This is a genomic window from Mesorhizobium waitakense (genome assembly GCF_056431085.1).
Genome location: NZ_JBWKME010000016.1, coordinates 251816 through 264008, shown reverse-complemented (window position 1 = coordinate 264008; position 12193 = coordinate 251816). Strand labels below are relative to the sequence as shown.

General features: G+C 63.8%; 13 protein-coding genes. 9 read left to right on the top strand and 4 right to left on the bottom strand.

Going from position 1 to position 12193, the window contains the following annotated elements:
* Nucleotides 1-28: 28 nt before the first annotated feature.
* Complete coding sequence (locus AC07FD_RS03835; RefSeq protein ID WP_478348715.1) at nucleotides 29-1036, bottom strand: polysaccharide deacetylase family protein; 1008 nt, start codon at nucleotides 1034-1036, stop codon at nucleotides 29-31.
* A 191-nt stretch (nucleotides 1037-1227) separates the two neighbouring features.
* Here AC07FD_RS03835 and AC07FD_RS03830 point away from each other — a divergent pair, with 191 nt between their 5' ends.
* Both AC07FD_RS03830 and der read left to right on the top strand, forming a co-directional pair.
* On the top strand, nucleotides 1228-1893 hold the full coding sequence (locus tag AC07FD_RS03830; protein ID WP_478348714.1) for a tetratricopeptide repeat protein: 666 nt from the start codon (nucleotides 1228-1230) through the stop codon (nucleotides 1891-1893).
* The gene (gene der, locus AC07FD_RS03825; protein ID WP_478348713.1) at nucleotides 1890-3320 is read left to right on the top strand and encodes a ribosome biogenesis GTPase Der; all 1431 of its coding nucleotides are present in this window, start codon (nucleotides 1890-1892) and stop codon (nucleotides 3318-3320) included. The genes AC07FD_RS03830 and der overlap by 4 nt, the downstream gene beginning before the upstream one ends.
* Before the next feature lie 18 nt (nucleotides 3321-3338).
* On the opposite strand, the gene AC07FD_RS03820 is transcribed toward der, so the two are convergent.
* The gene (locus AC07FD_RS03820; protein WP_478348712.1) at nucleotides 3339-4262 is read right to left on the bottom strand and encodes a LysR substrate-binding domain-containing protein; all 924 of its coding nucleotides are present in this window, start codon (nucleotides 4260-4262) and stop codon (nucleotides 3339-3341) included.
* 122 nt (nucleotides 4263-4384) lie between these two features.
* Here AC07FD_RS03820 and AC07FD_RS03815 point away from each other — a divergent pair, with 122 nt between their 5' ends.
* From AC07FD_RS03815 to AC07FD_RS03785, 7 genes are all read left to right on the top strand, one after another.
* Nucleotides 4385-5692 (top strand): MFS transporter, encoded by a 1308-nt coding sequence (locus AC07FD_RS03815; protein WP_478348711.1) that lies wholly within the window; start codon nucleotides 4385-4387, stop codon nucleotides 5690-5692.
* 149 nt (nucleotides 5693-5841) lie between these two features.
* The gene (locus AC07FD_RS03810; RefSeq protein WP_478348710.1) at nucleotides 5842-7026 is read left to right on the top strand and encodes a cell wall hydrolase; all 1185 of its coding nucleotides are present in this window, start codon (nucleotides 5842-5844) and stop codon (nucleotides 7024-7026) included.
* A gap of 255 nt (nucleotides 7027-7281) precedes the next feature.
* Nucleotides 7282-7689 (top strand): AtpZ/AtpI family protein, encoded by a 408-nt coding sequence (locus AC07FD_RS03805; RefSeq protein ID WP_478348709.1) that lies wholly within the window; start codon nucleotides 7282-7284, stop codon nucleotides 7687-7689.
* Between the two features lie 59 nt (nucleotides 7690-7748).
* On the top strand, nucleotides 7749-8507 hold the full coding sequence (locus AC07FD_RS03800; RefSeq protein WP_095091979.1) for a F0F1 ATP synthase subunit A: 759 nt from the start codon (nucleotides 7749-7751) through the stop codon (nucleotides 8505-8507).
* A gap of 83 nt (nucleotides 8508-8590) precedes the next feature.
* Nucleotides 8591-8815 carry a F0F1 ATP synthase subunit C gene (locus AC07FD_RS03795; protein ID WP_006206606.1) on the top strand — a complete coding sequence of 75 codons (225 nt, stop codon included), beginning with the start codon at nucleotides 8591-8593 and terminating at the stop codon, nucleotides 8813-8815.
* Between the two features lie 67 nt (nucleotides 8816-8882).
* Nucleotides 8883-9482 carry a F0F1 ATP synthase subunit B gene (locus tag AC07FD_RS03790; protein ID WP_478348708.1) on the top strand — a complete coding sequence of 200 codons (600 nt, stop codon included), beginning with the start codon at nucleotides 8883-8885 and terminating at the stop codon, nucleotides 9480-9482.
* 10 nt (nucleotides 9483-9492) lie between these two features.
* On the top strand, nucleotides 9493-9984 hold the full coding sequence (locus AC07FD_RS03785) for a F0F1 ATP synthase subunit B (protein WP_095091887.1): 492 nt from the start codon (nucleotides 9493-9495) through the stop codon (nucleotides 9982-9984).
* A 72-nt stretch (nucleotides 9985-10056) separates the two neighbouring features.
* Here AC07FD_RS03785 and AC07FD_RS03780 read toward each other — a convergent pair whose 3' ends face one another.
* Entirely contained in the window at nucleotides 10057-10752 is a 696-nt protein-coding gene (locus AC07FD_RS03780; protein ID WP_478348707.1) for a ribonuclease HII, read from the bottom strand.
* 152 nt (nucleotides 10753-10904) lie between these two features.
* Nucleotides 10905-12059, bottom strand: a complete 1155-nt coding sequence (locus AC07FD_RS03775; RefSeq protein WP_146606157.1) for a PA0069 family radical SAM protein — start codon at nucleotides 12057-12059, stop codon at nucleotides 10905-10907.
* Nucleotides 12060-12193 lie beyond the last annotated feature (134 nt).

Here is a 12193-nt window from a genome sequence, read left to right as displayed (position 1 = left end):
AGCTGAGGTTTGGAACCGGGTTGGCGGCTCAGCCGCCGACCGATGCTTGCTTTTGGGCAGCATCCTGCCGCTCGACATAATCGCGAAAACTGATGCATTCGACATCGGCCTTGACGCAGACCTCGCCGGCGAAGCGCTCCAGCGCGTTCCAGTAGGCGCCGTCATTCATCAGGGCGAAGTGGAAGCCGAGTTCCAGCGGAATGCGCTTGCCCTGATACTGCGCATCAAAGGCGGCGCGAAAGGCATCGTAGGTTCGGTTGGCGAATTCGTCCGCCTTGCTCGGCCGCTCGAAGCCGCCTGAATGTCTGACATAGAGATTGTAATCCATGGCGATCACCGGCCTCGATTTCGGTCCTTCCGGAATCTGCGGCAGTGAAAAGTGCAGGATGCCGTGGCTGGCCGTCGGCCGGGCAGGGCCCTGTGAGACACCGCTCGCGTCGAATTGATAGCCGGCCGCCGGCAACGCCTCGTAGAGCGCCTTGCCTGTCGACAAATACGGCGCGCGGAACCCGACCACTGCATGCCTTGCGAAATCGCGCCAGGCGTTGGGTTCGGGTGCGATGCCGTTGATCGCATAGGCGTTCTCGAGAATGTGCTCGAACGAGCCGAACTCCTTCAGCCAGTCGGCCTTGCTCCAGTCCTTGCCGTCGAAATGGCCGCAGCCATGGCTGGCGATATCGTGGCCCTCATGCGCGGCAAGTCCGATCTGCTCGAGCCGTTCGCTCACTTCCTGCTTGGAGGCGGCAAAGCCGATGTTGGATTTGCCTGATGTTTTGCCGGGCGCCGTGTATTCCTTGCGCGTTTCCGGCGACAGCAGGAACACGCAGGACAGAAAGTAAGTGAAATGCGCGCCGGTGCGCTGCGCCAGCGCGCGGCTGCGCTTCCATTGCGAAATGTCGCGGGCGCTGTCGAAAGAGATGATGACGACCTGCCTGGGCTTTGCCGGCGTCGGTGGCGCCGGCGGATCGGCCAAAGCCAAACCGGCGGTGGCGAGCGAAGCGAGGGAAAACGCAACAGCGCGGAACGGACGATACATCGGCAATCTGATCTTAACTCGGAGGATGTCTGGAAGCCGGCTATCGCGCAAATGTGGCGCGGGTGCGATTGGCCTTTTGGGCGGCCCGCCGTGGGAATAGGCGATTTTCCCGCCGAACCCCTTCCATGCCGAAAAAATTTCGCTAAAACGCGGGCTGACAACGGCCCGAGAGGGCAGGAATGGTTTGATTGATGTCCGACGACAGTTTTATCCGTGAAGTCAACGACGAGATGCGTCGCGAACAGGCGCAGAAGCTATGGGACCGTTTCGGTCCCGCCTTGCTTGTCCTCGCGATCCTCGTGGTGCTCGGCACCGCCGCCTTCGTCGGCTATCGCTACTGGGACGAGACGCGCGCCAACCGCTCCGGCGATGCGTTCTCGCAGGCGCTGAAGCTTGCCAATGACGGCAAGAACGACGAAGCGCTGACCGCTCTCGACCAGTTGGAGAAGGATGGCTACGGCGCTTATCCGCTGCTCGCCCGCATGCGCGCCGCGACCGTCAAGGCCAGCAAGGGCGACGTCGCCGCCGCCGTCAAGGATTTCGACGACGTCGCCGCCGATACGGCCATTCCCTCGGGCATTCGCGACATGGCCCGCCTCAGGGCAGCGCTCCTGCTTGTCGATCACGGCTCCTTCGCCGATGTCTCCAGCCGGGTCGAGGCGCTTACGTCAGACACCAACACGCTGCGCCACACGGCGCGTGAGGCGCTCGGTCTTTCCGCCTGGAAGGAAGGCAAGACCCAGGACGCGCTGAAGCTGTTCGACCAGATTGCCGCCGACGACGGCGCACCGCGCAACACCCGTGAGCGGGCAACCTTGATGTCCGAGCTTATCCGCGGGTCGGGCAGTGCGTCGTGACCTTCAAAGTCGCCATCATCGGCAGACCTAACGTCGGCAAATCGACTCTTTTCAATCGGCTGGTGGGAAGGAAGCTGGCGCTTGTCGACGACACGCCGGGCGTCACCCGCGATCGCCGCGTTCATGCCGCCAAGCTTTACGACCTGCATTTCGACGTCATCGACACCGCCGGCTTCGAGGACGCCGCCGCCTCGACCTTGCCCGGCCGCATGCGGGCGCAGACCGAGATCGCCATCCGCGAGGCCGACCTGATCTTCTTCACGGTCGATGCCAAGTCCGGCCTGATGCCCGATGACAAGACTTTCGCCGAGATCGTGCGCAAGTCCGGCAAGCCGGTCGTGCTGGTCGCCAACAAGGCCGAGGCGAAGGGCGCCCAGGGCGGCATGCTGGAGGCCTGGGAGCTCGGCCTCGGTGAGCCGATCCCGGTGTCGGCCGAACACGGCCAGGGCATGCCCGACCTGCGCGACGCGGTGATCGGAGCGCTTGGCGAGGCGCGCGCCTTTGGTGAAGAAGAAGACGGCGAAGGCGAAGAGGTCGTCGCCGGCGAGGTGCTGATCGGCGAGGACATCGTCGACCCGGATGCGGAGCCTACTTACGACGACACCAAGCCGATGCGCATCGCCGTCGTCGGCCGCCCGAATGCCGGCAAATCGACGCTGATCAACGCGCTGATCGGCGAGGAGCGGCTGTTGACCGGGCCGGAAGCCGGCATCACCCGTGATTCCATCTCCGTCGATTGGGACTGGCATGGCCGCCGCTTGAAACTGTTCGACACGGCCGGCATGCGCCGTAAGGCCAGGATCCACGAAAAACTGGAAGTGATGTCGGTGCAGGATGGCTTGCGCGCCATCCGCTTCGCCGAGATCGTCATCATCGTGCTCGACGCCACCATTCCCTTCGAGAAGCAGGATCTGCAGATCGCCGACCTGATCATCCGCGAGGGGCGGGCGCCGGTGATCGCCTTCAACAAGTGGGACCTGATCGACCATCCGCAGGAGCTTCTTGCGGAACTGCGCGAGAAGACCGAGCGGCTGCTGCCGCAGGTGCGCGGCATCCAGGCCGTGCCTGTCTCGGCCGAAACCGGGCGCGGCCTCGACAAGCTGATGGACGCAGTGCTGAAGACCCACAAGGTGTGGAACAGCCGCGTCTCGACCGGCAAGCTCAACCGCTGGCTGGAAAGCATCCTGGCACATCACCCGCCGCCTGCCGTCGCCGGCCGCCGGTTGAAGGTCAAATATGTCACCCAGGCCAAGACGCGGCCGCCGGGCTTCGTCGTCCAATGCTCGCGGCCCGAGGCGATGCCGCAATCCTATGTCCGCTATCTCTCGAACAGCCTGCGTGAAGCCTTTGATATGCCCGGCGTGCCGATCCGCATTGCGCTGCGCACCTCCGACAACCCGTTCGCCGGCCGGGCCAAGAAACACTGAGCGTCGCAGCTCTTGCGATCACGCCACGTTGCGCAAACCGCCATGCGCGGCTTGCACATTTTCGGGCAGCGCTTCCAATGCCGCTTGCCGCAGGATAGCGGCGAGGCGCGCTACCACCGGCTCGGGTTCGGCGTCCTTGCGGTGCAGGAACAACGCCATTTTGGGCAGTGCCGGCAGCCCAGCGATCTCCGGTGTCATCGCGCTGACGCTGGGCGGCAGACCGATGTCGGTGCGGATCGTCAGCCCCAGTCCCGCCGCGACAGCCGCCCAGATGCCGCCAAGGCTTGGGCTGGAAAAGGCCATCCGCCACGACAGGCCGGCGCGGTCGAGCGTTTCGGCTGCCACCGTGCGCAAAAGGCAGGGTGTTTCGAGCGCCACCAGCGGCAGCGGCTCGCCGTCGCGCAAATGTGTCTCGATGCGCTTTGCCGGGCCGATCCAGCGCATCTGAACATCGGCGACGTGCTCGCTGTAAGGCAGCGTCTCGCCGCTGTGCCAGGCGAGCGCGATGTCGAGGTTGCCTGACATGATCCTTTCGGCGAGTTCGTGGCTGCGCGCGATCCTGGCTTCGATCTTGACCTTGGGATGAGCGCGGGCGAAGCGGCCGAGCACGTCAGGCAGCACCGCCTCGCCGAAATCCTCCTGCAGCCCGAGCCGTACCCAGCCTTCCAGCTCGACGTCGTGGATGGCGGATGCCGCCTCGTCGTTGAGCTCGATCAGCCGCCGCGCATAGCCGAGCATGGTCTCGCCGGCTTCGGTCAAGGCGAGGCCGCGCCCCGACTTGCGGAAGATCGGCGTCGCCGCCTGCTCCTCCAGTTTCTTCAATTGGGCGCTGACCGCCGACGTCGATCGGCCAAGCCGGTCGGCAGCCTTGGCGAAGCTGCCCAACTCCATGCCGGTGACGAAACTGCGGAGAACGTCGAGGTCGAATGTCACGCGTCGCATGGCGATAGTCCTGATTTTCAGGATAGTAAGTCAAATACTTCCCCATATTCAGCATGAAGCTATGGCGGTAAAGACGAGGCGTCAAGGTCCGGATGCAGTCGGACCATCAAGGGAATTCAGCCATGTCGCTCGTCGCTACGGATTTGCAATGCAGCCAGGACAGGCCTCGGCAACAGGCTGGCGCAGCCGCGGCTGGTGCCGCGACGGTCCGCTCCAATCATCGCTGGAAGGTGCTGGGCATCGGCGTTGCCGCCAATGCCAGTTTTTCCGCGACCTTCTCCGGCATCCCGGCGACGGCGGTCTTCTTGCGCTCTGGCTACCAGCTCGGTAATGGTCAGCTCGGGCTGGTTCTCGGTCTGCTTGGCCTGGGTGTGGCGCTGAGCGAACTGCCATGGGGATTGCTCACCGATCGCTGGGGCGATCGCCGCGTGCTGCTCACCGGCCTCGGCGCCACCGCGGCATGGCTGCTTCTCATGGCATTGCTGGTCGTGCCGTCGCCGGCACACCTTCCCGGGGTTGTGCTTCTGGCCGCCGTGTTGCTTGTCACGGGGCTGCTTGGCGGCAGCGTCAACGGCTCAAGCGGCCGCGCCATCATGGCCTGGTTCCGTGAAGGCGAGCGCGGCTTCGCCATGAGCATCAGGCAGACTGCGGTGCCGCTCGGCGGCGGGCTCGGCGCCCTGGTCCTGCCGTCGCTCGCCTCGGCGCATGGCTTTGCAGCGGTCTACGGCCTGCTGGCCGCATTCTCCGCCGTCACGGCGCTTTTCGCGTGGCGCTGGTTGCATCAGCCACCAACCGGCGAAGGCGCGACGTCCGCCAGCGACGCCATGGTGTCGGCCGGCCCGGCACCGCTGCGCAATCCGGACGTCTGGCGGATCGCAATGGCCATCGGCCTACTCTGCATCCCGCAAGTAGCGGTGCTCACCTTCGCTTCCGTCTTCCTGCATGATTTCGGCGGCATGGGAACGGTTGTGATCAGCGCCAGCCTGGCAGCCGTGCAGGTCGGCGCCATGGTCATGCGCGTCTGGAGCGGCCGTTTCACCGACCGTCACGGCAATCGCCGATCGTTCCTGCGCTTTTTCAGCATGCTGAGCGCAGCCGCCTTTGCCACCCTCACGCTGCTTGTGTTTGTCGCGGCCACCATTCCCGGCTGGCAGCCGGTGCTCGCGACAACGATCGCTGCCGCGCTGATCGTTGCCGGCATCTGTGTTTCAGCATGGCACGGCGTTGCCTATACCGAGCTTGCCACGCTTGCCGGCGCCAGCAATGCCGGGACGGCGCTCGGTCTGGCCAACAGCTTTGTCTTCGTCGCCTTCTTCCTGGTGCCGATCGCCATCCCCGGGCTTCTGGTTGTCGGATCATGGACGGGCGTCTGGCTTTCCGCCGCCATCTGCGCGCTGATCGCCTGGCCGATCTTCCTGCGGCCGGCCTGACTTCGCATGCCGGCCGCGAAATCGCCCGAGTTCGGAACCACGACCTTGAGCCGACTGACAAGATCCGATCGAACCTGTTAACGTCCCATCAAGGTTAATGCATCATTTTGCTCTCCAGTGGGGTCAGTCGCGTTCCTGGAGAGAGTTCCGTGCATCGACGTGTGTTGAAGCGGCTTGCGGCCGCCGCCGGTGAGAAAAAACGTGGCTTTCTGACCCCGTTCGTCATCGGTCTCGGCATCTGGATCGGCTTTCCGACCATCGCCGCCTACCAGGACATGACCAGCTTTGTCTCCGGCCTCGAAGCGTCGAACACCCGCTGGAATTCCTATGTCGAGAAATCCGTCGCCGGCTCGACCCATGCGGCCGAGATGCCCTTTGTCGATTCCGACGTCACCGGCTCCATCTCCGGATCGGGCGTCCATCTGGCCGGCGTCGGCAACGTGTCGTTTCGTGGCAAGGGCGGCAAGGTCAGCGGCACGCCCGACGAGGATCGCATCGTGCGCGCCGACAAGAAAGGCCGCATCGTCCAGGTTTCTCCCGTCGCGCCGCCGAAGAATTTCAATGCCGGCTCGATCTTCGAGCGCACCTCCTCCTTGCTGCGGCCCAGCATGGACAGCGGCCTGAAGATGGCTTTTGCCAAACCGCAGATCAAAGGCAAGGAAATCCAGATCGCCGCGGCCTTCCATGCGCGTGAGGACAAGAAGCCGGACCCCGGCGTGCCGGCCATGCTTGCCGCGCTGGTCAACAATGATCATCCCGATGTGCTGGCGACCGCCTATGCGCAGGCCGAGCCCGACTATGCCAAGGCGTCGCCCTTCGAAGCCCTGCTTCAGGACGAGCAGCCCAATGACGGCCGCTTCATCCCGCCGATGGTCAAGGGCGACCACTCGTGGATCCAGAACCCGCTGCCGGCGAGTGTCTTCTCCAAGAAGGAGCAGGCATGCCTTGCCAACGGCATCTATTTCGAGGCGAGAAGCGAATCCGTGCGCGGCCAGGCCGCCGTCGCCCAGGTTATCCTCAATCGCGTCCGCAACCCGGCCTATCCCAATTCGATCTGCGGCGTCGTCTACCAGAACGACAGCTGGTTCAACCGCTGCCAGTTCTCCTTCGCTTGCGACGGCAGGAGGAAGCGCATCGACAGTCCCGCCGCCTACAAGACAGCGCAGGATATCGCCATGGCCGTCACCGCCGGCAAGATCTTTATCCCCGAAGTCGGATCGTCGACCCACTACTACGCCCAATATGTCCATCCCGGCTGGGCGCGCACGATGCAGAAGATGACCAAGATCGGCCTGCATATCTTCTACCGCACCTATGGCGGCGGCTGGAGCTGAGCACCGCACAGTCACCGATCTTTTCGCGCTGCGTGCAGCCGATCGAACAGCCAATGCCGGGGGGATTCGTGCAGCGCATCCCCGTCGCCGTGGCGGGCACGATGTCGCACCTTTATAACCAATTGATTTTGTTGCCTAAAATACATGACAATGAACTTCCGCCCGTGGCTTGACTGGCGCAAACCCTCTAACTATGTTGCCGGCGACTTTAGAAGCGGACGGACGGTGACGGTCTGACCGGGCAGGGGGGTTGCGATGGCCGATAAAAACAGGCCAGACGGAACCGGAGAAACCGGCCGCGGCAAGCAGCATGGAGCCGAAATCCGCGACGAGGAACTTGAGCGCCGCCGGCGTGACCTTGAAGCATCGCTTGCGACAAGGCGGCCGGACCGGCTCGAGGGGAAAGACGACGCGAAAGCGGGCAGTGTGGCCGGATATGGCCAGGCGCTCAAACTCTCCAGCGAGTTCATCGCCGGGGTCGTGGTGGGTGCCGGCATCGGCTGGATCATCGACCGTTTGGCGGGGACATCGCCATGGGGTCTGATCGTGTTTCTGCTGCTGGGCTTTGGTGCCGGCGTGCTCAATGTCATGCGTTCCGCGGGCGTTGTGGCAGAATTCGGACAGGGCGATAAATCGCGCCGTGACCAGGACGACAGGAAATGACCGCCCTTCATGTGCGGTAATCGTAACGAGGCCGTACGCGGCATTGACGGGGTTTGAACGTGGCAGCTGACAAGGTCGATCCGATCCACCAGTTCCATATCAACAAGCTGATACCGATCGAGATCGGCGGCTACGACCTGTCTTTCACCAATTCTGCGCTGTTCATGGTCGCAACCGTGGTCGTTGCGGCGGCATTTCTGTTTCTCACCACCTCGAGCCGCAGCCTGGTTCCTGGCCGGCTTCAGTCGGTCTCCGAGATGGCCTATGAGTTCGTCGGCAACATGTTGCGCGATGCCGCCGGCACGCAGGGCATGAAGTTCTTCCCGTTCGTGTTCTCGCTGTTCATGTTCGTGCTGGTCGCCAATCTGCTTGGCCTGTTCCCGTATTTCTTCACCGTCACCAGCCATATCATCGTCACCTTCGGCCTCGCCGCCCTGGTGATCGGAACCGTGGTCGTCTACGGTTTCATGAAGCACGGTCTCGGCTTCCTGAAACTGTTCGTGCCGCATGGCGTGCCGGTGTTCCTGCTGCCGCTGGTGGTGCTGATCGAGGTGATCTCCTTCGTGTCGCGTCCGGTCAGCCTCTCGGTTCGTCTGTTCGCTAACATGCTCGCCGGCCACATCACGCTGAAGGTGTTTTCTGGATTTGTCGTCAGCCTGAGCGCGCTGGGCGCGGTCGGTGTGGCGGGCTCGGTCCTGCCGCTGGCAATGGCGGTGGCGCTGACCGCACTGGAACTGCTGGTCGCTTTCCTGCAGGCCTACGTCTTTGCGGTGTTGACCTGCATGTACCTGAACGACGCCCTGCACCCCGGGCACTGAGCAAGAGTTTCCGGCCCAAGAGTTTCCAACATTGGCGCCGGATTGAATCGCAACGGAATTTTAGATCCAAAGGAGTTGAACAAATGGACGCAGAAGCAGCAAAGTACATCGGCGCCGGCATCGCTTGCCTGGGCATGGGTGGCGCGGGCATTGGCCTCGGCAACATCTTCGGCAGCTACCTGGCGGGCGCTCTGCGCAACCCGTCGGCTGCTGATGGCCAGTTCGGCCGTCTGATCTTCGGCTTCGCCGTGACCGAAGCTCTGGGCATTTTCTCGCTTCTCATCGCGCTTCTGGCCCTGTTCGGCTGAGCTAAGCGTTGGGAAGATTGGACAGGCCGGCCGCGCGAGCGGCAGGCTTGAATTTCGGGGATAGTCCATGTTCGTGACATCTGCCTTCGCGCAAGAGTCCGCACCTGCAGCCGACACCAGCCACGCTGCGACGGAAGGCGACACGCATTCCGGCACCAGCGTGCCTGCCGAAGCGCACGGCACGTTTCCACCATTCGATCCTGCGACGTTCCCGTCGCAGCTTCTGTGGCTGGCGATCACTTTCGGGCTGTTCTACCTCTTCCTGAAGCGGGTTGTGATGCCGCGCGTCGGGGGCATCATCGAGGTCCGCAACGACCGGATCACCCAGGACCTCGACCAGGCGAGCAAGTTGAAGGGCGAGGCCGACGCTGCCGTTGCTGCCTACGAGCAGGAACTGGCGGAAGCCAAGACCAAGGCCAACGCGATCGGCCAGCAGGCCGGCGATGCGGCCAAGGCCGAAGCCGAGACCGCACGCAAGAAGGTCGAGGCGGCCCTCGACGAGAAGCTTGGCGAGGCCGAAGCCCGCATTTCTTCCATCAAGGCCAATGCCATGAAGGAAGTCGGCAGCATTGCCGAGGACACCGCTTCGGCGATCGTCGAGGCACTGGTCGGCGGCAAGGCCAGCAAGGCCGAGATCGCGGCCGCGGTCAAATCCGTGGCCCGGTGAGGAGCGCATCATGGATTACACATCTCTCGCGACGCTCTGGGCAACGATAGCCCTCATCATCTTCCTCGGCGTTGCCGTTTACATCAAGGTGCCTGGCATGATCGCCAAGGCGCTCGACGCCCGCGCCGCCAGGATCAGCAACGAGCTGGATGAAGCGCGCCGGTTGCGCGAGGAGGCCCAGCAGCTGCTCGGCCAGTACCAGCGCAAGCGCAAGGAAGCCGAGCAGGAGGCCGCCGACATCGTTGCGGCCGCCAAGCGCGAAGCCGACATGCTCGCTGCGGAAGCGCACAAGAAGACCGAGGACTATGTCGCCAGGCGCACCGCGCTTGCCGAACAGAAGATCGGTCAGGCCGAGCGAGACGCCATCAGCGAAGTCCGCGCCAGCGCCGTCGACATCGCCGTCGAGGCTGCGCGTGCGCTGCTCGCCGGCAAGATGGACGCCAAGGCCGGCGCCGACCTCTTCAAGGCATCGCTGGCGGATGTGAAGTCCAAGCTCAACTGAGCCTGTAACACAGAGCAAAGATCAAAGCCGCCCGGGAAACCTGGCGGCTTTTTGTTGTGGAAAACTATCCGCTCAATCCAGGCCGGCGAGGCTCTCGTCTTCCGCCACTTCCGTCCCGCCAAGCCTGAACGGCGCGAAGGACACGCGGTGCAGCCGCGCCACCGGCCCATGCGCTTCGATCGCCGTGCGATGGCGGGCCGTGGCGTACCCCATGTGGACCTCGAACCCGTAGCGCTCGTGATGGTTGCCGCAGCCGCACATCATGCGGTCGCGCATCACCTTGGCGACGATCGAGGCAGCGGCGATCGATTGCGAGCGCTGGTCGCCCTTGATCAGCGCGCGCCCCACGCAGGGCAACCCTGGCGGCACGTCGCGCCCGTCGGCGAGCGCGAGTTTCGGTTGGACCGACAGCCCGACCAGGGCGCGGCGCATCGCTTCCAGGCTGGCCTTTAGGATGTTGCTGCCGTCGATGCCCTCGGCGCTGATGGACGCCATCGAAACGCCCAGCGCCGAGCCAAGAATTCGCACGAACAGCGCTTCGCGTTGCAGATGGCTGAGACGTTTGGAATCGTCGAGCCCGTCTGGAATGTTGGCGGGGTCGAGCACCACCGCCGCCGCGACCACCGGCCCGGCCAGCGGACCGCGGCCGGCCTCGTCCATGCCCGCCACCGGCCACAGGCCATCGGCCATCGCCTTCGTCTCGAAGGAGAAATCGGGTTTCTCGATGATCTCAAAGAGAAGCGGAGAATCGGAACGCGCGCGAGCCATGTTGCGACGAGGTTCGCATCGGCTCCGATTCTCCGCAAGTCCCTCCGGGTCGGGTGGGGCGCCGGACCGGGAGGGCACCGTCTGCAGGCCGGGGCAGGCCAGACGGGATTCCTGTGCCGCGACAGGTCAAACCGCCGCGGGGAATTGTCTTTTCAAAGCAAGGTCAGCTGCACCTGGTCCTTGCCGCCGGCCACGAACTGATCGGTCCGAAGCGTGCGCCGTTCGACGTTGAGGCCGAGCCGCTTGGCGGTGATCTCGAAGCGCCGGCCGATCTGCCAGGCGTAGGGACCAGCACCCTTCATGCGCTTGCCCCACTCCGAATCGTAGTCCTTGCCGTCCCGCATCGAGCGGATCAGCGACATCACGTGGCGGTAACGGTCGGGATAGTGGCGCAGCAGCCAGTCCTTGAAGATCGGACTGACCTCCAGCGGCAGGCGCAGCACGACATAGCCCGCTTCGCGCGCACCGGCGGCGCGTGCCGAATCGAGGATGCGTTCCATCTCCTGGTCGGTCAGGCCGGGGATGATCGGCGCCACCATGACCGAGGCCGGAATGCCGGCATCCGAAAGCTGTCGGATCGCCTCCAACCGCTTGGTCGGCGTCGAGGCGCGGGGCTCCATCGTTCTGGCCAGCATGCGATCGAGCGTCGTCACCGACAGCGCCACCTTGGCCAGCCCGCGCTCGGCCATGCGCGACAGGATATCGATGTCGCGCGTCACCAAAGCGGACTTGGTGACGATGCCGACCGGATGCCCGCGCGCTTCAAGCACTTCGAGGATCTCACGCATGATCCGATATTGCTTCTCGATCGGCTGGTAGGGATCGGTGTTGGTGCCGATGGCGATGGTGCGCGGCTGGTAGCCGTCCTTCGACAGTTCCTTGTCGAGCAATCGCGCCGCGTCCGGCTTGGCGAACAGCTTCGATTCGAAATCGAGACCCGGCGACAGGCCCATGAAACTGTGCGTCGGCCGGGCAAAGCAATAGACGCAGCCATGTTCGCAACCACGATAGGGATTGATCGACCGGTCGAAGGAGATGTCGGGCGATTCGTTGCGAGTGATGATGGTGCGCGGCTTCTCGACCTGCACCTCGGTCTTGAAGGGCGGCAGTTCCTCCAGCGAATTCCAGCCATCATCGAAGACATGCCGGCTGACCGGCTCGAAGCGGCCGGATGGATTGATGCCCGCCGACCTGCCGCGATTGCGGTCCGGACGGACACGCACGCCACTCTGCTCGATCATCGCATTGGCCATCTCGGCTCTTCCTGCTCCGAAAGCTGCAATGTCGGCGCGCACGATCTGTTCCATCTTCGCCCGCTCCCAGGGACTGTCCATGTTGTGTCGAATCGCTCTGTTCATGAAATTATTCCTATTTCGTCGATGAGAACAAAGCAAGAACTTTCTATGGTGCATTGCAAAAACTGGCGCTGCGTTCGGCTTTC